Source organism: Dyadobacter fermentans DSM 18053, from assembly GCF_000023125.1.
Classification (GTDB): domain Bacteria; phylum Bacteroidota; class Bacteroidia; order Cytophagales; family Spirosomataceae; genus Dyadobacter; species Dyadobacter fermentans.
Genome location: NC_013037.1, coordinates 5223643 through 5243589 on the forward strand (window position 1 = coordinate 5223643; position 19947 = coordinate 5243589).

The 19947-nt window shown below is 52.4% G+C and carries 13 protein-coding genes; 4 read left to right on the forward strand and 9 right to left on the reverse strand.

Going from position 1 to position 19947, the window contains the following annotated elements; translation table 11 throughout:
• Positions 1 to 7: 7 nt before the first annotated feature.
• From DFER_RS21480 to DFER_RS21495, 4 genes are read right to left on the reverse strand one after another with little or no spacing between them, the layout of a single operon-like run.
• Positions 8 to 2227 carry a ligand-binding sensor domain-containing protein gene (locus tag DFER_RS21480; RefSeq protein WP_015813755.1) on the reverse strand — a complete coding sequence of 740 codons (2220 nt, stop codon included), beginning with the start codon at positions 2225 to 2227 and terminating at the stop codon, positions 8 to 10.
• A gap of 12 nt (positions 2228 to 2239) precedes the next feature.
• Positions 2240 to 3289 carry a polysaccharide deacetylase family protein gene (locus DFER_RS21485; RefSeq protein WP_015813756.1) on the reverse strand — a complete coding sequence of 350 codons (1050 nt, stop codon included), beginning with the start codon at positions 3287 to 3289 and terminating at the stop codon, positions 2240 to 2242.
• 14 nt (positions 3290 to 3303) lie between these two features.
• Positions 3304 to 5547, reverse strand: coding sequence for a ligand-binding sensor domain-containing protein (locus DFER_RS21490; RefSeq protein WP_015813757.1), 2244 nt, complete (start codon positions 5545 to 5547; stop codon positions 3304 to 3306).
• Entirely contained in the window at positions 5547 to 7487 is a 1941-nt protein-coding gene (locus DFER_RS21495; protein WP_015813758.1) for a PfkB family carbohydrate kinase, read from the reverse strand. Before DFER_RS21495 ends, DFER_RS21490 begins: the two co-directional genes overlap by 1 nt.
• A 581-nt stretch (positions 7488 to 8068) precedes the next feature.
• On the opposite strand from DFER_RS21495, the gene DFER_RS21500 reads away from it, so the two are divergent.
• Positions 8069 to 8608 (forward strand): RNA polymerase sigma factor, encoded by a 540-nt coding sequence (locus DFER_RS21500; RefSeq protein WP_015813759.1) that lies wholly within the window; start codon positions 8069 to 8071, stop codon positions 8606 to 8608.
• A 76-nt stretch (positions 8609 to 8684) separates the two neighbouring features.
• Here the strand turns inward: DFER_RS21500 and DFER_RS21505 are convergent, their stop codons facing one another.
• The gene (locus DFER_RS21505) at positions 8685 to 9287 is read right to left on the reverse strand and encodes a hypothetical protein (RefSeq protein WP_015813760.1); all 603 of its coding nucleotides are present in this window, start codon (positions 9285 to 9287) and stop codon (positions 8685 to 8687) included.
• An 85-nt stretch (positions 9288 to 9372) separates the two neighbouring features.
• The gene (gene lgt, locus DFER_RS21510; protein WP_015813761.1) at positions 9373 to 10203 is read right to left on the reverse strand and encodes a prolipoprotein diacylglyceryl transferase; all 831 of its coding nucleotides are present in this window, start codon (positions 10201 to 10203) and stop codon (positions 9373 to 9375) included.
• Between the two features lie 50 nt (positions 10204 to 10253).
• Here lgt and yidD point away from each other — a divergent pair, with 50 nt between their 5' ends.
• On the forward strand, positions 10254 to 10463 hold the full coding sequence (gene yidD / locus DFER_RS21515; protein ID WP_015813762.1) for a membrane protein insertion efficiency factor YidD: 210 nt from the start codon (positions 10254 to 10256) through the stop codon (positions 10461 to 10463).
• A 1-nt stretch (position 10464) separates the two neighbouring features.
• Here the strand turns inward: yidD and DFER_RS21520 are convergent, their stop codons facing one another.
• Both DFER_RS21520 and prmC read right to left on the reverse strand, forming a co-directional pair.
• A complete protein-coding gene (locus DFER_RS21520; protein ID WP_015813763.1) occupies positions 10465 to 11418 on the reverse strand; it encodes an AAA family ATPase in 954 nt (317 codons plus the stop codon).
• Between the two features lie 28 nt (positions 11419 to 11446).
• Positions 11447 to 12307 (reverse strand): peptide chain release factor N(5)-glutamine methyltransferase, encoded by an 861-nt coding sequence (prmC, locus tag DFER_RS21525; RefSeq protein ID WP_015813764.1) that lies wholly within the window; start codon positions 12305 to 12307, stop codon positions 11447 to 11449.
• Between the two features lie 90 nt (positions 12308 to 12397).
• Here prmC and ribD point away from each other — a divergent pair, with 90 nt between their 5' ends.
• Complete coding sequence (gene ribD, locus DFER_RS21530) at positions 12398 to 13462, forward strand: bifunctional diaminohydroxyphosphoribosylaminopyrimidine deaminase/5-amino-6-(5-phosphoribosylamino)uracil reductase RibD (RefSeq protein ID WP_015813765.1); 1065 nt, start codon at positions 12398 to 12400, stop codon at positions 13460 to 13462.
• Here ribD and DFER_RS21535 read toward each other — a convergent pair.
• Positions 13459 to 14232 (reverse strand): shikimate dehydrogenase family protein, encoded by a 774-nt coding sequence (locus tag DFER_RS21535; RefSeq protein WP_015813766.1) that lies wholly within the window; start codon positions 14230 to 14232, stop codon positions 13459 to 13461. The genes ribD and DFER_RS21535 overlap by 4 nt on opposite strands.
• A 244-nt stretch (positions 14233 to 14476) precedes the next feature.
• On the opposite strand from DFER_RS21535, the gene DFER_RS21540 reads away from it, so the two are divergent.
• Positions 14477 to 19870: a S8 family serine peptidase gene (locus DFER_RS21540; RefSeq protein WP_015813767.1), complete on the forward strand. Its 5394-nt coding sequence runs from the start codon at positions 14477 to 14479 to the stop codon at positions 19868 to 19870.
• Positions 19871 to 19947 lie beyond the last annotated feature (77 nt).

Consider the following 19947-nt stretch of genomic DNA (forward strand, 5'->3'; position numbering starts at 1 on the left):
GGCAAATCTACTTTTGAGGAGCCGTGATAATGCCGAGGTAGCGGCCCATCCAATAGGGCAGGAGCCAGATATCGCCGGCGCTATGCTCACCCGAACCATTGCCCCCATTCCGGTCGAGATTGAACATATTGCCGTTGTGGCGTTGAACAGGCCGCTCGTCGGGCGGCAGCACTTCTTTGATAGTCTGTTTGCGGAAGTTCGGTTCAAGCTTTTCGATGTCCTTTCGGTGGCTGTTTTTGATCACCCAGTCGATCAGGTCCATCGGATGTTCCTGCAAGTACCAGACGGCTTCATTCAGGTCAAACTCCTTCGTGCCGGTAAGGGCTGTGAAAATGTTCCAGGCGCCTTCTTTTTCCGGTCTTTCGGCTTGCCAATGGTCGATGATCTGCTTTTTGTACTTCGTTTTCAGGGTGTCGTTTAATGCGTAGCGGTAAAGCCCCCAGTAGCCAAGGAAGTACATTTCATCGTCAGAGTGGTTCCAGCCGTCGGACATGTGCTTCGCGTGCTCGTCGGCGTCTGCCGGCGCGCGGCCGATCACGCTCATAGGGCGCATCATGTTCTCGAAATAGCCGTGCTTGTTCATCAGTTCAAATGCTTTTGCCTTGTATTTCTCCTTTTTGGTGAAATGATAGGCGGTTTGCAGCATCGCCACGATGTTCGAAGAGTTGAGTTTGCGGTCGCCGACGTTAATGGGAAACGAGTTCACATAGTCGGGATGCCATTTGCCCCACATCGTAGGTTTGCCATCGTAGTCTATCAGGTACATGTTGTTTTTAACAATGTGCGACATGACGGTATCGATGAGCATAATGGCCTGCTTCTTGATTTTAGGGTCGTCGACGAGCTCAGCGGCCGCGCCGAATGCGAAGATATGGCCGATCACCTCGTCGCTGCTGGTGGTGGCTTTCCAATCCCATTCCTTTTCAGGGGAATGTTGCCAGCGTTCGATGTCATGCAGCTCATTAATATGCCCCGAACGCTCAAAGGAACGCGCCGGAAATCCTGCAACCGGGTTCACGGTGTAAAGGCGCTCCATGGCATCCATCGATTCGCGGCAGTTTTGCAATGCGTCGGGATCTTTGGTGGCGGCATATCTGAAAATCTGACCGCCGAGATACATGGCGGTCCAAAGACCGTCGTTGTCGGAGTCTTCGGTAAAGCCGGTCGATAAATCGCCGTGGCTGAGGCCGGTGAGTTGTGCATTAAATCCGTTTCGGATGTGGCGCAGCCGCACCTGCTGGTCAAAAACCTTCGCCTTGTCTTCCAGCGTCATCGGTTTGAACTGGATTTGTCCCAGCCCTTTCGAAGTGAGTACCAAAACCGAGTTTTTTGGACCTTTTTCAATATCAATCACCGCATTACCGGGCAGCCAGCGCTCGCCGAAGTAATAGTCGAACTTGCCGTCCGTACGCGATGCAAATGCACCAAGATCGGAGCCGAACCATACTTTTCCATTCACTTCTTTCACCGTCGTGATTTTGGTAGCAGGCAGTTTGTGGTTGATGCTGCCGGTTTGTTTTCCGGTTGGAATATCCAAAGTAAGATAACCGTCCAGCGTACCGATGACGATTTTGGTGTCTTTGGAAGTAATGTCAAAGGCTGTAAAATCGGAGCCAGTGAGCACTTTGCTCAGCTTTTTGTCCTCAACACCCAGTTTATAGACGGATTTGTTCCCCAAAATCCAGAACTGGTTTGCATTCTTTTGGAATGCTAATCCAATCACCGAATCGTCCGGCAGCTTGCCGTTCCAGAGGCTTTTCGAATCTTTGATCAACTCCAACGATGCGCCGTCCGAAACCAGGAATGTGAAGTTTTTTCCGCCTGCCACAAGGCTCGCTTTCGGGAGGTTATGTTTTGAAAAAAGCGTCCCGGCCCAGGCATTGCTGAATACCACCTGGTCGGTCAGGTACACCAGCTGATCTTCGTAATTGATAAGTGCGCTGATCTTTTTGTCTTTCATATACCGGTAATTCCGGTCGGGTACGACTTTGCCCGGGTATAGGAATTGGCCGGCAGACGTGTGCCGCAAGCCCTCCGAGGAAAGCATTTGAACAATGCCATTGCGGTCGGAAGCAACATTCCGGAGCGAGCTCTGGGTTGTATCGGCGTAATATTTGACGCTGAAATCCTGCAAAAAGGGCTTGTCCTTATAAACCGGCTGCACCTGCGCATGAGTGTACTTGGCGCCTGTCAGCAATAGGAGGGATAACAAAAGGGACTTTCGCATTGTATTGATTGGTTAATTAACTTTTTTCCTTCTTTCCATTAGCTCTTTCCAGGTGGTCAGGATAATGCCTTCCGACCGGATGAAGCTTTTCAGCTCCGGGTCGAGCATGGAGAGCATATCCGCATACCGCGAGCCTCCTGACGCGCTGATGTGTTTGAAATCGTCGGTGACGTCGCTGCTATGAACGATCATCATGGCCACACCGGGCTGCATTTTGCGGATCGTTTCGATGAATTTCTGTGCTTTGTACTTGCCCCATTCCGCGGGCGTCACGTCGTCGCCTTCCGGTTTCCAGTCGCCGCTGATCGTGTGGAGGTCGTCGAGTACAGGCAAGCCGGCCGCCCAGATTTTTTGTCCAAACTCGCCCGAGCGTTTGGTGATCTCGGGTTCAGGCAGTTCCATGCCTTCCTTCCATTTACCTTCGGCTTTCAGCTTTTTGATCAAAGGATTGTTCAGGCATTCCTTCAAAAGCTGGTTATTTCCGCCGGGAAACATGACCGGAATGCCGTATTCCGCCCCTACTTTAATGTACCGTTCCAGATAGGGAATATGCGCGAAAAGCGTTCCCATGTGCGAATCCATATGCGTTGGTTTCAGCCCGAGTTTCAATGCCCGGCTCAGCTGCGCGCGGATTTCCTGTTCCACCACATCCGGGCTCGCGTGCCGGATTACATCTTCCACGGTGTGCCACATGCAGCCTTCGTCGTCCACCAGTCCTTCCGAATGCGCAATGCCGTTCAACGGCGGCCAGCGGTAGTCTTTCCATTCGGAGGTGAGCGTCAGGTGCAGGCCCGCGTCCATACCCGGATTAGCCAGGGCATATTTGGCAAAACTCGCGGCCCAGGGGCAGGGCATCATGATGCTGCACGAGGTCGCGATGCCGTTCTGTATCGATTTTTTAGCGCCTTCATTCGAGTAATGCGACATTCCCGCGTCGTCCACGTGGAATATGATGACCTTCGCGCCTTTCGGCCAGCCGAGTTTTTCGGCGTAGGTCTGTTGTGCTGATGTTTCTTGCATGATCAGTAATAGCAGGTTGATGAACAAAAGATAGGTTTTCATATCGAATGTTTGGTCTATTTCGAGATCATTCCAAGATACCGGCCCATCCAGTAGGGCAAAAGCCAGAAAACCGGCTCGCGCTCCACGTGCGGATCGCCGCCGGAGAGCGTCCAAGGGTTTTTATCCCAACGAACGGTCAGCCGTATGCTGGCCGGTTGCAGTTCATGAACTTGTTCGTCTTCCAGCACCGGGGTGCGTACCACTTGAATGTCTTCCCGTTTCCGATGATCGATCGGCCAGTCTACGAGATCCAGCGGTGTGTCGACGAGGAAATCCACCGAGTTTTCCAACTCCGCCTTTTTGCCGAGGCATTCATTGTAGATAAAGTTGATGAGCGGGTTATGGTCGCCCTTGCGCTTCTGAAACCACGCTTCAAGGTGGTTTCTGTAAAACTTCAACCGCTCCGGGTCATTTTCGCAATGGATGAGGATCGGGTAGAGGTAGGCTTGCAATACCACGTCGAAATAGATGAACCAGGCTGGATTTTGCTTCGTCACCTCTTTCATATTGTCGAGGTAATGCTCCTCTTCGATCAGCCGCAGGTATTCGTTCTGGTATTTGGCCTGGCCGGTCATGAAATGCGCCAATTTCAGGAATGCGAGCATTTCCATGGAGTTCTGGTTGCGGTCGGGCAGCCATTCGGGGTCGCGGTTCAGCTGGTCGGGCGACCACACCGACCACCGGGTAGCCGTGCCGTCGACGTCTGCAAAATTTAGGTTATGCTGCATTAAATAATCCACAATGCGGCCCACATGTGCGGCAATCACCTTTTTCTCTTCGGCGTCGGCCGCGAGTGTATAATAATAGTAGTAGCCAAACATGTGCCCGCACATTTCATCGCTGCTCGTATCGCCTTTCCAAAGCCACTTTTTATCGGCCGACAAATGCCACCGCGTCTCCACGGGTTTGAAACGCGGCTCCTTCACCAGCTCGTCCGCTCGCTCGCGCTCCGTGTAGGTGCGGTTGCCGTCGTGCATGCGCGTCCACGTGGCGGGAATGATCGTGCGGGCGAAGAAACCGTTCGTGCCGGTCACTTCCTGCAACATTTTCAGGAAGCCGAATGCTTTTTTAGCATGCTCCCTGGCTACCGGATCCTTGGTGGCTGCATAGCGGAAACTCTCCATCGCGAGGTAGTTGCCCGTATATTCGCCGTCGTTATCATCATCCTCCGGTTCCCAGGTGGTAGTGTCTCCGGCGACATGCAGATGTGCCTGCCCGGCGATCCACGGTGCGCGGATGTGCCTTTTCATTAATACATCATAAAAGAATGTACTTTTCGATGCCAGCGTCATCCTCCGTTTTTTGATGGCACTTACACCTTGCGGCGTGGCTATCCATGCATTGTCCTCATTATCAAATGCAATGTCGTTCACCTGGTCGTCTACGAGCCACCTTCTGGAAAACAGCAGCGAGCGGCGCCCGTCTTTCCAAAAACGCACCACGCCGTTTTGCGTGCCTACCCACATCGAGCTATCGGGTGCGAGACGCACGGCTGTCACGTAAGTCGAAGGAATACCGTCGGTAGTCCGCAATTCGGCTTCTTTTCGAGCATTATGTTGAATGGTAACCCCGCCCAAACCACCGACCCAGAGCTTACCGTCGTGGTTGTATGCCAAGCCTTTGGTATAAGCGGCAATCAATGCGTCGGTTTTATAGGTGTGTTCCAAATGCGTAGGCGTCCAATGGTAAAGTCCCACATCGGAAGCTATCCAAAGTCCGTCCTTCCCGTCGCTGATCACATCGCGTACTGATCTGGCAATGGCCGCTTTTTGTAATGTAAAACCATTGGAATTACTTGTCCAAAAGCCATTCGGGCCGAGTGCGCAGACCGTGCCGGCTTTTGCGCAAATAGCTGAAATGGGGCCAGCAGGGCCATTTGCTTTTGAAATAGTACCGTTTTTGTATTGGTACAGCCCATTCCACATCCCGAGCCAAATGGTGCCGATGGAATCCTGGGCGAGTGCAAACGACGGGCCATTCTCATCGCCATCCAATACAGGTACCCAATTATTGTAACCCCTCATTTTTCGAAAAACACCCTTTGCCGTGGCTGCCCATACGTTGCCGTCGCGATCGGGCAGAACAGCCCGAACGTCGTTGCCTTCCATCGCATGCGCTTCGTGAAATTCCTGTGTGAATGGCTCATCCTGGTAAAAGGAAGCGCCGTCATCGACGGTCTTTTCACTCCGGCACGAGTAGAGCAACGGCAGCAAGGCGCAAAGCAGCCCGGCAATCAGTTGTTTTTCAGTCGGGCGCATCAGGCTTCCGCGTAGTTTTCGCTTTCCTGAAACAGCAGGCTGATCAGCTTCTTGTGTTGTGAAAAATCGGGGATCAGCAGCTGCGCACCGGCCCGCACGAGTCGTGGGCGCTTGGCTGGGTTATGCCCGAATCGCTGCACTTCGTTGCTCGTAATGCCTACCGAAATGCCGCCTGCACGCCGTCCTTCGCGGATTTCGTCGGGGCCGTCGCCGAACACCGCCAGCTCTTTGCCTTGCAGGTTATTATCCCGGATGATCTTTTCGATCACCATTTTTTTCGAAAACTTGGTGTAATCGCGCAATGCACCGTAAATGCCGCCGTCGAACAAGTCGGCATAGCCCAGCATTTGTGCTTCGTTCCTTACGTCGTCCACGTCGGTACCACTTGCGAGGTACATCGTCACGCCGCGCTCTTTGAGCTGTTTCAGGAATTCAACGGCGCCTTTTAATGTGTAATCTTCCTGTCCGAGTTCTCCTTTGGCGAGCTTTTCCATGCGCTTGTTCACCATTTCCATCAGGCCGTCGTTGTAAATTTCCTTGTACTGGAATTTGTCGAGGATCTGGTCTTCGGGCACAAAACCGAACTCGCGGACGAGGTTCACGAGGCCTTCCATCTGGTAAATGGTTTGGATGCCGGTGGTTTTGTGGATAAATGCCTTGCATTCCGCCTGTACTTTGTGGAAGGTTCCGGCGTCGATGGTTTCGTAATGTTGACCGAGGATGGATTTCATCATCACGGGCTCCATAATCTCCTCCCAACCCTGCCGCAGCGAACTGATCGTACCGTCGTGGTCGAAAACGGCGTAGCGGATATGCCCGAGCTTGTCGAGGATTTCGGGGACGCAGATTTCGAACTCGGTTTCAGGATAATAAGTCGCCACACGCCGGGTGCCGGACCACTCGTTTTCGGCGAGGTCGGCATTGTAAATGTAATCCGGGTCCTTGGCTATCACGGCGATTTCCTCGCCGGTAGCCGTGCCTGTCGTGAAAAGTTTCTGAACCGTTACCGCAGCGGCAAAGTTGCCGAATTGTGCGGCCTCTGCCGGCGATAATCCGGCGGCGAGGCATAATGTAATGGCGCTGATCGCCGTGTCGCCTGCTCCCACGGTGTCGAGTTTTCCTTTCAGCTGAATGCCGGGGACCTCGTGGCAACCTTCTTCATCAAAAGCAATAATGCCCCGCTCGCCGCAGGTCACGAAAACGGGCTTGTGGTAACGCCCGAAAACTTCGGCCCCGTAGCCTTTCACATCGCGCACCGGCACGTTTTCCCCAGGCACCACGTCCAGTCCGTTCAGCGAAGCGATTTCACGATCATTGCATTTGAGGCAAGTATTCCGGAAGCTGTCGTTGAAATGGCGCGAATCCAGCATTACGGTTTTTTCAGGGTATTGGCGGAAAAGCTCGTTCACTTCACCGATAAACGATGTGTTGGTAATGCTGCCCGTGACCTGCTGGTTGAAAATCAACGCGTCGCATTCCTGCAATGCTTTTTCAAGCGCGGCAACCAGTTGCCTGTCCGTGTCGGTGCTTCTTTCATTATATACACCAAAATCAATGCGCGGCTCTTCCTGGCCATCGACGAGGCGTTTGAGGTAACTATATGTGTTGAAATTGTCTTTCTGAATAATGAATGCACTGGTGTCCGCGCCGAGCTGTTGGAGTTGCGCCGTCAGTTCGCGTCCCTGCATATCGTCGCCTACCACGCCTATCACCCGGATGCCCGCCGGTTTCAGTGCGGCCAGGTTGGCCACCACGTTGCCAGCGCCTCCCGGCGTATAGTAATGCCGGGCAACGGCCTGAGCCTGCAAACCGGTTTCGATGGACACTTCGGAGGTGCGGTCGTCCATGACCCAGTACGAGTCGAGACAAAAGTCGCCATACACGGCGACCTGAACGGCGGAGATATTCTCCAAGATCTGATTGATGCGGCTTTGATCCATGAGCAAAGGTGATACTGGATTTAGGATAAAACGGATTCGAATTCTGAGCTCTTTTCTGGTAATACTTTCGATCGTCGGGCGCGGGCTATCACGCCTGGCGGCATTCGTCGCAAATGTTATGAAATCGTTACCCGGGCTGACGGAAAACCGGGCGGAAAGTGAGGGCTGTTTTAGTCGTTTTTCTGTAAAGAAGTGACTGTAAATGAGGAAATATGTAATAAATGATAAGTTAATATTATGTTATGTTTAAATCGTACAACGTTGCGCAAATTGAAGATATTTTTACGCAGTTTGCGATTCGAAATAGCGGGCTGAGCGTGTAGCTTTATCCAAGAATTACAAGTACGCCGCTCAATAGAAAACATTACCGTTTGTTTCGAAGGCAAAATTTTCAGTTGCCGGGGTGATGTTGGAAACAACTTTATTTTAATACCTGACTGATTGTCAACAATTATAACAAGTCCTTTTCAAAGAATTTAATGCCGGTTGATAAATAGGACCTATCCAAGAATAAAAGTTTTTTTATTAATACCATAATCTCTTTACCTAGTCCCTTTTCTATAAGTTAAACCTGTAAGACTGTGGCCTATCCCGACGAAAATACCCTGATCAGAGTGACGCAAGGCGACGAAGCCGCTTTTGCCGAGCTGTACAACTATTATAAAACGCCTGCACTGCGGTTTACGGTTTCATTGCTCAAAGACGAGGAGGAAGCTGAGAATATGGTTCAGGATGTGTTTATCAAGATCTGGGTAAGACGTTCCCAGATCAAGCCCGACTACAATTTCAATTCCTACCTTTTTACATGCCTGCGCAACATGGCGTTCGACCATTTCAAAAAGCTGGAAAAGAGCGAGCAGCTGCGTAAGCATTACATGGAGGCGATCCGCGTGGCTGGGGAAGAGGAGAGAGAGGAAACGGAAAGACGCCTGAGCGTGGTCCAGGCCGCGGTTGAATCGCTGTCGATCAAGCGCCGGCAGATTCTGAAACTGAATATTGAAGAAGGAAAATCCTATCAGGAAATAGCGGAGTTTTTAAGAATATCCAAAAACACGGTTAAAAACCAGCTCGTAAAAGCCAAGCAAATCCTCCGCGAAAAGGTGGATCTGGCAACGATATAGCAGCGGTTACCAGCATTGATATATTCCTAAAACCTTGAAAAGCAGAAGCCCGGGCTTCTGCTTTCTTTTTGTGGGGTTATTTCAATTCGCCCAGTTTGGCTAGGTCGATGTCCTTTAATGCTTCTTTCAATTCGTCGACGCTCACATTGTCGCCTTCGACATTCACCACGTAGCGGTCGGCTACGAGCACGTTGACTTCCCCGGACTTGCTTTCGTTGTTATACTTTTCAAAAGCCTTGTGGCCGTCGATCTGCGTGGTGCGCTCATATCCGGTGGTCGTTTCCTTGTCGATTTCGGCGATAGACCAGGCTGCGAGCGCCATCGTGGAAACCCCGGCGATACCGCCTGTATCGACGATCTCGATGTTCAATGTATTGTCGGAACCCTTGTATTTAGCCTGCGCCGTTGAAACGGTAAACCCCATGGCGCCTGTTTTCTCGCCGGTGGCTTCGGTACGCGCCATGCCCGCTACTTTTTCGGGAAGGAGGTCTTTCAGCTTGCGAAAATCGACCGGTTCGACGGCCTCGCGGTCGCCCATGGCCTTGGCCTTGTCGGCAATGGCCTGAAGAGCGTCGGCCGGACTGTCGCTCGCAGCGGCTTCTTTTTCTTCCTTGTTACTGCCACAACCGGTCAGGAGGAGGGTGCAGGAAAGGAATGCGGCTATAAAGGATGTTTTCATCTGACAATTGTTGGAGTTGGTTCAAACTAATTACAATGTAATGAAAACACGGCATTGATGCACGCCTGTTGTCGCCGCTGCCGGGTTAGCTGATCCGCTCCAAAGGATTTCTGCGCGATTGAATGATAAAATACAGGCCGAGCAACACCGCCGGAATACTGAGGATCTGGCCCATATTCAATGCGTAGTTGGCTTCGAAGGCTTCCTGGTTTTCTTTTAGGAATTCGTACAGGAACCGCAACGTGAACACCCATACGAGGAACACGCCGACCATGAGCCCGCGTGGCGTAGCAGCCTTGTATTTGTTCCAGATCGCGATGAGGACGAATGTAAGGATGAAGCACGAAATGGATTCGTAGAGCTGCGCCGGGTGGCGCGGGATTTGCAGGAATTCGGTATTTTGCTTGAAAATGAATGCCCAGGGTAGATCGGAAGGTTTGCCGACGATCTCGGAGTTCATCAGGTTACCGAAGCGGATAAATGCCCCGCCTAATGCAAATGTGATCGTAAGGCGGTCGGTTACCCAGAAGAACGTTTGCCCCGTACCGCGGCGTGAGCGCGCATAAAGCCACAGCCCCGTTACCGTGCCGATTACCGCACCGTGGCTGGCGAGGCCGGCATAGGGCGGTAATATCACTTCCAGGGGATTTTTAAAGAGCACTTCGGGTTCATAGAAAAGAAAGTGGCCGACGCGGGCGCCGATGACGATCGAAAGCACCATATAGAGCGTGAGCGAGTCGATATCTTCCAGCGTTCTTCCTTCTTTCTTGAAAATATAGATCATAATTTGCTGACCGATCAGGAAGCCGGCAGCGAAGAGCAAACCATACCAACGAACAGGGAAGGGACCAAAACCGGCTATTTCCGGAATGGTGAATATTTCGGGACTTGCGTCCCACATGATATATGAAAGCATGCGGTTGTGGTGTTAATGGTCAAATATACTAATATGAGACAAGACGCGAAATGAAATTTTTACTCATAGCCTTCGTGCGGTTTTATCAGGCGGCACTTTCGCCTTATTTGCCGAATTCCTGCCGTTACACGCCTACCTGCTCGCAATATATGATCGAGGCCGTGCAGAAACACGGCCCGTTGAAAGGCGGCTGGATGGGGCTGAAACGCTTTGCCCGCTGCCATCCCTGGGGCGGCCACGGCCACGACCCGGTGCCGTGAATTAACCAATGGCGACTTTCCGGAGAATGGAGTCGATGATCGTCATCGTGCGCACGCCATCGGCTTCGGCCTCGTAGTTGAGCAGGATGCGGTGGTTCATAATGTCGGGCGCGAGCTCTTTAATGTCCTCCGGCAGCACGTAGTCGCGGCCTTCGAGGTAGGCCAGTGCTTTGGCGGCACGGTTGAGGTAAATGGTCGCCCGCGGCGACGCCCCGAACTGAATGTAACGTGCCTCGTCGCGCAGCCCGTAATCGAGCGGGCGGCGGGTGGCAAACACCAGTTCAATAATGTAACGTTCGAGCGTGTCGGAGATGTTGACCTTGTTGACATGGTCGCGGATCGCGAAAATGTCTTCTTTATTCAGAATTGGGCGGATTTGGTAATCATAATTAATGTCCGACATCCGGCGCATCACTTCCAGCTCCTTCATTTTGTCGAGGTAATCGACGTACACTTTCATCATGAAGCGGTCGATCTGTGCCTCGGGGAGCGGGTAGGTTCCTTCCTGTTCTACGGGGTTCTGGGTGGCAAGCACCACAAACGGGCGGTCGAGGAGATAGGTTTCATCACCGATCGTGACCTGCTTTTCCTGCATCGCTTCCAGCAATGCGGATTGCACCTTGGCAGGAGAGCGGTTCACTTCGTCGGCGAGGATAAGGTTGGAGAAGATGGGGCCCTTTTTGACCTCGTAATCACCTATTTTAGGTTTATAAATCATCGTCCCGATCAAATCTGCCGGGAGCAGGTCGGGCGTGAACTGGATGCGTTTGAATTCCAGGTGCAAAACTTTGGCCATCACGTTGATTGTGAGCGTTTTGGCGAGTCCCGGAACGCCTTCGAGGAGGACATGCCCGCCGGTAAAAAGGCCGATCAGCAGCCGGTTCAGCAGTTTGTCCTGCCCCACCACTACCTTGCCCATTTCGTCCAGGACCTCCCTGATTTTTTCTATATACATGAAAATGCGGTCAAATTTTGTAAATGGATCAGTCCCAGATGGCCCTTACGAACCGGTCTTTACCATTGATATCACGGAGGATTTCCACCTTTATGTAATTTCTTTCTTCAAAAACCTGCTTCGTTTCCGCACCGAAATGCTCGTTGATCTCGACATAGCATTTCCCGCCATGTTTCAGGTGGTGCGTGCCGAAATCGGCGATGGCTTTATAGAAAAGCAGCGGATCATTGTCTTCCACAAACAGCGCCTCGTGCGGCTCAAACCGCAGCACGTTCGGGCGCATGCTTTCAGCCTCCGAATAGGTTACATAGGGTGGGTTGCTCACCAGGCAGTCGAACTGGACGATATTGCCGGGCAGCGGAAATGCCACATTGAGCATATCCTGCTTCGCGAAAGTGACGTCGGCAATGAGCTGGCGGGCGTTTTCGCGGGCTACTTCCAAGGCCTCGTCGGAGACGTCCCACGCGTGCACGCTCACATGCGGGAGGAAGCGCGCCAGCACGATGGCGATACAGCCGCTGCCGGTTCCGATATCCAGAATGGAGATGTTTTTGTCCGGCTCCGCATAGTCGCGCGTCACCATTTGCACCAGCTCTTCGGTTTCGGGGCGGGGAATGAGTACTGCCGACGAAACGCGGAATTCGAGGCCGCAAAACTCCGTGGAGCCGATAATGTGCTGCACCGGCTCATTGTTGTTGAGGCGCTTGATGATATTGTCCCAGTCGGGCTGAGCCGTCGTATCGGCGATCGGCCGGTCAACCAGCACATCGATGTTGCGAAGCCTCATATAATGCTCCAACAGCATGAAAGCGATTGCCTGCGCTTCTTTGTCCGGGTAAACTGTGATGTTTTTAACTATATATAAATAAAGCTGGCGTGCTGAAGTCATTTTCACTGATTTTGATCCAATGTCGGAAAGTTAGCAAATTACGGGGACTCGCGAAAGTTGAGTTTGAAACCGCATTTGTATTTTTGCCACATGGAGACGGACAATCAATGGATGGAGCGGGCATTGCAGCTCGCCGGATACGGCCGCGGGGCGGTAAGCCCCAACCCGATGGTGGGCTGTGTGATCGTTCATGACGGCCGCATTATCGGCGAAGGCTGGCACCGTGCATACGGCGGGCCGCATGCGGAAGTACGCGCGATCGAGGATACGGACGCGCGCGGCAATTCGCATTTACTGCCACAAGCTACCGCCTACGTAACGCTGGAACCGTGCTCGCACACGGGAAAAACGCCTCCCTGCGCCGACCTGCTCGTGAGCCGGCGCCTGAAAAGAGTGGTGATCTGCAACAACGACCCGAATCCGCTGGTTTCCGGCAGGGGTATCCGCCGCCTGCGCGAGGCGGGCATCGAAGTGGAATGCGGCGTGGCCGAAGCCGCAGGGACGGAGCTGAACAAGCGGTTTTTTACGGCGATGACGCTCCAACGGCCGTATGTGATCCTGAAATGGGCCGAAACCGCCGATGGGTTCCTGGGTTACCAGGCCGGCAGCCCGTTGCAGATCAGCGGCACATTGTCCAACATGCGGGTGCATCAGTGGCGTACCGAGGAAGACGCGATTATGGTGGGTTACAAAACCGCGCTGATGGACAACCCCCGCCTGAACGTCCGGCATTGGGCAGGAAGAAACCCGGTAAGGATCGTGACCGACCGACATTTGCAACTACCTCCGCAACTCCATTTGTTCGACCAATCCCAAAGCACTGTCGTCGTCAGTTATGATCTCGAAACGGACATTCCGTCCGATCCGGAGCGGTATTTGGCTCCGACAACGGCCTACATGAAAATCGAGCCAAAGGTCGAAGAAATTCTACAAATTCTACAAGGTTTACACCGTCGGAAAGTACAATCCTTGCTGGTCGAAGGCGGCGCAGCGGTGATTAATGCGTTCTTCGAATGCGGTTTGTGGGACGAAATACGGCGTTGCCAGGGCGGGATTACGATCGGAAATGGCGTAGCTGCACCTGCCCCCAAGGGGATTTTCAGGGGTTCTGAGCGTGTTGGAGACGATTTGTGGACGTTTTACAGCAGGATTTAAATACTCCAGAGATTTTCTTCGGTCGTCCAGATATCCCAGGCCTTTTCCGCCTGCAATTCCAGCATTTTCAGGCCATTCATCGTCGCAGCGCCTTGTTCCGTGCCCTTTTTAAGAAACAATGTCTCGGCTGGATTATAGACGAGGTCGTAGAGATAATGGCTGCGGTTGACCCACTGGTAGGGGATCATCGGGCACTCTTCGGTGTTGGGATAAGTTCCCAACGGGGTGGTATTGATGATCAGCCGGTGGCTTCCCATCATGTCTTGTGTAAGTTCCTCATAGGGCAGACAATCGTCGCTTTTCTGGCGCGAAACCTGCATATATCCGACGTTGAGGTCGGTCAATGCTACCTGCACCGCCTTCGCCGCGCCGCCATTTCCGAGGATCAATGCTTTGAAATTGGCACAATTTTCACCCCGGCGGTCGAGCCATTCTACGAGTGATTGCTGGAATCCGTAATAGTCTGTATTAAAGCCTTTTGTGCTTCCGTCAGCGTAGATTTTGATCGTATTCACCGCACCTATTCGCTCGGCTGATGCGTCATCGAGGTCGTCGAGATAGGCGATTACATCCTTCTTATAGGGGATCGTCACATTCAGTCCGCGCAAGTCCTGCTTTTTTTTCAGCAATTCCGGCAATTCTTCCAGCGATTTCATCTCAAAAAGCTCATAGCTGCTCTCCTTGATTTTCTCGCGCAGGAATTTGTCAGTGAAATATCGCTTCGAAAAAGAGTGTGTCAGCGGGAATCCAATCAGGCCGTATAAGTTCATAGGAATGCTTAGAGATTAAGATCGCTAAGTTAAACCAGCCACCAGCTAATTACAAATCACATAAAATGAAACGCCTCCTAGTTTTGCGTATAGGGACGGCGGTGATGTTGATAGGGGCTTCTATTCGCTTGTATATCAATTAGTTTATCGTTACGGCTAATTTGTATTCGACTATAAACGAATTAATTTGTATTATTAGCGCAAATGGAGTAGAATTACCTATCCTTTATCTGTACCAGATTTTATGAAGTGGAAAAATCTTTACTACACACTATTGCTGACTAGCTCACTGATCGGCAATGCAACTGCGCAGCAGCGCAAAGACTACGAAATCCTCCTGCGAAGCGGCTCTTTTGTGCCGCAGCAAAACGTCGCGTCCGCCGGCAGTCGGACCAGCGCGGCGTTCAGGCTCGCCAACGATGGCCAGAAGTCGTTCGTGATTATTCAGTTCGACGATATTCCGACCGAGGACGAGCGGCGCGAGCTGAAACGGGAAGGGATAGAGCTGCTCGAATATCTGCCGAACTATGCTTACACCGCCACAATCGGGGCGGGAAGCAATCCCGGCGCATTGGCCAGGACCAGGGGACGGGCCATTATCGAGCTCAATGCCGAACAGAAAATGGAGCCCTCACTCGCCAATGGCCGCATTCCTTCCCACGCGTTCGTCAGCCCCACAACGGTAGACTTGTGGATCAGCTATCCCAGGTCGTTCAGCTATGAGGAAATTAAGGCAGCTTTGCAGGCCCGCGGCGTTGAGATTGTTGCCGACGACTTCAAAAAATACCAGGTGCTCACCGTGCGGATTCCCGCAAAAGAGCTCAAAAGCCTCGCCAGCCAGCCTTTTATCCAATATGTGCAGGCATTGCCGCAGCCCGACCGTCAGCTGAACAGCAAGAGCACGGTCAACGGCCGCGCCAATGTTCTGAAATCGGCCTTACCCGGGAACCGTAACCTTTCGGGTGCGGGCGTAGTAGTCGGCATTGGCGACGAATCCAACCCATTGCGGCATATTGACTTCAACACGAGGATCATCAACCGCGCGCCGATCGACGGCGGGTCGCACGGGCTTCATGTGATGGGCACGATGGCGGGCGCCGGCATTATGGAAGAGCGAAATGCAGGTTATGCACCCAAAGCGACGGTTGTAGCGCAAAGCTATTCGTCCATTTTGGCGTATTCTCCGCAATATGTGCAGGATTTCGGTATGGTGATTACCAACAATTCCTACGGTTCGGATGTGGTAACCTGCGAGACAAACGGCGTTTATGACCTGTACTCCTACATTCTGGACCAGCAGGCATTTGATATGCCGTACTTGCAGCACGTTTTTGCGGCAGGTAATAGCGGAAAAATCACTTGCGCCCCTTTCGCAGCGGGATTTGCCACGGTTCTCGGCGGGTATCAGACGGCCAAAAATGTGATTACGGTCGGTGCAACCAATGAAACCAGTGCCATTTATTCCGAATCGAGCCGCGGGCCGGTGAAAGACGGACGGGTAAAGCCCGAGATTACGGCACAAGGTTCGGTAATCGTTTCAACTGTACCTACAAACTTATATACCAACGGCAGCGGCACGAGTATGTCTTCGCCGGCTGTGTCGGGTGGTCTGGCGCTACTGTACGAGCGCTACCGCCAGCTGAATGGGAACCAGAACCCAAAGAATGGCCTGATGAAAGCCCTGCTCGTGAACGGGGCAGTGGACCGGGGTAATGAAGGACCGGATTACCGTTTCGGATTCGGCTGGCTCAATCTGCTGCGATCGGTGAAAATGCTCGAATCGCAGAGTTACAAAACGGACCAGGTGTCGCACCAGGGAATCAACAATTTCGCTATTGATGTGCCCGCGGGTACGGCTCAGCTAAAAGTAATGCTGTACTGGAACGATCCCGCCGGTTCGATGCTCGTATCCAAAAACCTTGTCCACAACCTCGATTTGCAGGTTATTAATCCTTCGTCCAATGCAGTGAATCCGCGGATACTCAATCCCGCCGCGGCTCAGGTGAATGCGGTTGCCGGTACGGGTGTGGATAATGTGAATAATATGGAGCAGGTAGTGATCAACAACCCGGCGCAGGGAAGTTATACGATTTCCGTCAAAGGCAGCACCATAGGACAGTCGCCGTCACAGGAATACTTCGTTGTTTATGACATTATCCCCAATTCCATCACCCTGACAAACCCCGTTGGAGGCGAGCGCATGAAAGATGGTGACGCGACTCTCATCTCCTGGGATGCATTCGGGAATAGCAACAGCACATTCACGGTCCAATATAGCGTGAACGACGGACAGAACTGGACGAACATTTCAACCTCGGTAGCCGCAGGAACGAGCCAGCTCAACTGGGTGGTGCCAGCCGGTACGAAATCCGAGAAGGTGCGCGTGCGCGTTACCCAAAACAGCACCGGGGCGCAAAGCGTTTCTGAGCCATTTACGGTGATCGGCGTGCCCGGCGTTACCCTTTCCAGCTTGCAATGCGAAGGCTATATTTCGGTAGACTGGACGGCGGTTTCGGGCGCCACAGACTACGAGGTGATGGTGCTAAAGGGCAGCGAAATGGTGCCGGTAGCCACCACCACGGGCGTTAATTATACATTCAGCGGACTGTCAAAGGACTCCACGCATTATGTTTCGGTGCGGGCGCGGATCAATGGAAAGCCAGGCAGAAGAGCCCTGGCTATTTCTCGCAAGCCGGACACCGGAACCTGCGCAGGATCGATTTCCGATAATGACCTGAAAGTGGAATCGATTCTGACACCGGCGTCTTCGGGGCGGAAAAATACTTCGTCGGCACTCACCAGCGCCGTTTTTGTGAAAATCAGGATCAAAAACCTCGATGATGTCGATTTTAACGGGCCACTCGATGTCGGATATCTGCTGAATGGCATGGCCGTTCCGGTTGAAACCATCAATCCTTTTATCGAAAAAGGAAAGACTTACGACCACACTTTTGCGGTAGGGGCGAATCTGGCCGATGTCGGAAACTACACTTTCAAAGTATATATCCACGGAAACCAGGACCTGGTTGCGGCGAACGATACAATCACGAAAACGTTCAGGCAGTTGCCTAATGATCCGATTGCACTGCCGTATGAAGACAATATGGAAAACCTGCCCGTTCAGAGCGTAACCCTCACCCAAATGGGCCTCACCGGCGACGGGCGCTACGATTTCAGCGCGAGCAGCAACGACGCAGGAAGGATCAGGACGTTTGTCAACTCCGGTTTCGCGGCCTCCGGCCAGAAGGCGCTCACACTCGATACCAACCGGCCATTTCCTGTCGGCAACACGACCTATCTCACCGCGACCTACAATTTGGGCGAATACGATATCAACACACATGACCTGCGCCTGGTATTTTCGTATAAGAACCATGGTCAGAAGTCAAATGACAACAACAGAGTATGGATAAGAGGAAAGGACTCCGATACCTGGATTGAACTGTACAATCTTTTTGCAAACCAAAACCTTTCTACCGAAGGCTACAAAACCACGGTGCCGCTGGAAATGAGCGGACTGCTTGCCGCGAATGCCAAAAACTTCTCTTCCAGCTTTCAGGTGCGCTGGGGGCAATGGGGCAAAATGCTCACTTCCGATTACAGCAACGGCGCCGGCTACTCCTTCGATGACATCCGTATCATTTCGGTAACGGACGACATTCAGATGATCAGCCTGCTCGCTCCGCCCACGGAAAGCTGCGGCCTCGGCAATGCCGAATCCATCGCCGTGAGGATTCGCAACAGCTCCGCACGAGACATTAGCGACATTCCGCTGGTACTATCGCTGCCCGACGGCACCGTGATCCTCGACACCATTCCGCTGATCGCGAAACGAAGCACGATCGATTTTACATTCAACCAAAAAGCGGATCTCTCGGAAATCGGCGCTTTGGACATCAAGGCCTGGGCCGCATTGCCGACAGACAGTTTCCGCGACAACGACACGCTTTCCGTGAAAGTTTTCAATGCACCGGTACTGAGCACATTCCCTTACCTGGAAGATTTTGAAAACGGCGACGGCTTTTGGAGCGCCAAAGGAACCAACAGCTCATGGCAATACGGAACGCCGGTTTCGAGCGTGGTAAACAAGGCTGCGAGCGGTACGAAAATCTGGAAAACAAATTTGTCCGGCGGACATAACGACAAGGAAGAATCTTACCTGTATTCCCCTTGCTTCAATGTAAGCAGTCTCACGTCGCCTACATTGAGTTTCAGTGCGGCAATCGACCTCGAAGTGTGCGAGCCTACGCCCTGCGACTATGTATATGTGGAATATTCGGGTAACAACGGTCCCTGGACGCGCCTCGGTGCGGTAGGCCAGGGTACCAACTGGTATAACAAAACATATTCGGGGAAAGGCGCGTGGGCGTTGCAGAACTATGTGCGCTGGCACGTGGCGAGCATGGCCCTGCCTACCGGTTTTACCAACCTGAAAATACGCTTTGTATTGATTTCAGATGGCTTCACGCACCGCGAAGGCATCGCGCTGGACGACATTCACATTTTCGACAACGTGTCGCCTATCCACGACAGCAGCAACGGCGTGGCGACCCAGCAGGTATCGGGTTCGGGATGGGTCAATTTTGTCCAGAATGGCAAAATGCTGGCCTCCATCAATGCAAATGGCCAGAGTATGGGCAATACGGAGGTACGGAGCTATGTGAACACCACGGGAGTGAGAAACGGAAATGGCCATTACTACCTCGACCGGAATTTCACGATCAAGCCGGCCAATGCCAACCTTGCCAATTTCGCGACAGTAAGGTTTTACTTCCTCGAAACCGAAAGCGAGGCGCTGATTAATGCCGTGGGCTGCGCGAGTTGCGGCAAACCGGCGAACGCATTCGAATTGGGTATTTCTCAATACAGTAACCCGATCAACACTTCCAAGGAGGACGGCTCGCTCATTAACAGCACCGAAGGCGGCTGGACCTACCACCCCGCGGAAGAAGTAAAGCTTGTGCCTTACGACAAAGGATACTATCTCGAAATGAGCATGAAAACTTTCTCGGAGTTCTGGATTGCCAAGGGATTTGTCGGAAACCCGGGGGCTCTGCCGGTGGAACTGGTGAATTTCAATGCGCGCAAAAAACAGGATGCTGAGCAGTCAAAAGATGTGATAGTGGAATGGGAAACGGCTTCCGAAGAGAATTTCGACCATTTCGCCATCGAAGTTGCGGCTGGTGACGACGCGTACCGGCAGGGGCGTTTTGTGCCATTGGTCCAGATAGCTGGCGGCGGCGGACTGAAAGACGGCAAAAAGTACGAATATACCGACGAGACGCCAGGCAAGTGGGGCAACAGGTATTACCGCCTCAAAATGGTCGATATTGATAGCACCTATCAGTATTCCCGTGTACGTACGGTCGCTTTCGATGCGCAATCGCAATGGGCTGTTTATCCTAACCCGTCGAAGGGAGTTTTCTACCTGGGCAATGAAGTGCCGTCGGGGCAAGCGACTTCGGTGAACGTTTACGACTTGTACGGCAGGATACTCAAACAGGTAAAAGGCGAGTCGCTGAATGCGGAGGCGAAGCGGAAAATTGATATTTCAGGGCAGGAATTCGGTGAAGGAATTTATGTATTGGAAGTGGTAAATGGCGAAACAAAACAGGCATTTCAGGTGTTGAAAAACTGATGTAACCCTTCAAACCCGCTTTAAAACGCCTTCCATGCAGCATATCAGGAAGGAAAAGCGAATAGTTTTTACAACAG

Bases quoted from the DNA above. Each gene is read 5' to 3' on its own strand.
- DFER_RS21480 (WP_015813755.1), bottom strand. From the start codon at position 2,227: ATGCGAAAGTCCCTTTTGTTATCCCTCCTATTGCTGACAGGCGCCAAG.
- DFER_RS21485 (WP_015813756.1), bottom strand. From the start codon at position 3,289: ATGAAAACCTATCTTTTGTTCATCAACCTGCTATTACTGATCATGCAA.
- DFER_RS21490 (WP_015813757.1), bottom strand. From the start codon at position 5,547: ATGCGCCCGACTGAAAAACAACTGATTGCCGGGCTGCTTTGCGCCTTG.
- DFER_RS21495 (WP_015813758.1), bottom strand. From the start codon at position 7,487: ATGGATCAAAGCCGCATCAATCAGATCTTGGAGAATATCTCCGCCGTT.
- DFER_RS21505 (WP_015813760.1), bottom strand. From the start codon at position 9,287: ATGAAAACATCCTTTATAGCCGCATTCCTTTCCTGCACCCTCCTCCTG.
- lgt (WP_015813761.1), bottom strand. From the start codon at position 10,203: ATGCTTTCATATATCATGTGGGACGCAAGTCCCGAAATATTCACCATT.
- yidD (WP_015813762.1), top strand. From the start codon at position 10,254: ATGAAATTTTTACTCATAGCCTTCGTGCGGTTTTATCAGGCGGCACTT.
- DFER_RS21520 (WP_015813763.1), bottom strand. From the start codon at position 11,418: ATGTATATAGAAAAAATCAGGGAGGTCCTGGACGAAATGGGCAAGGTA.
- prmC (WP_015813764.1), bottom strand. From the start codon at position 12,307: ATGACTTCAGCACGCCAGCTTTATTTATATATAGTTAAAAACATCACA.
- ribD (WP_015813765.1), top strand. From the start codon at position 12,398: ATGGAGACGGACAATCAATGGATGGAGCGGGCATTGCAGCTCGCCGGA.
- DFER_RS21535 (WP_015813766.1), bottom strand. From the start codon at position 14,232: ATGAACTTATACGGCCTGATTGGATTCCCGCTGACACACTCTTTTTCG.
- DFER_RS21540 (WP_015813767.1), top strand. From the start codon at position 14,477: ATGAAGTGGAAAAATCTTTACTACACACTATTGCTGACTAGCTCACTG.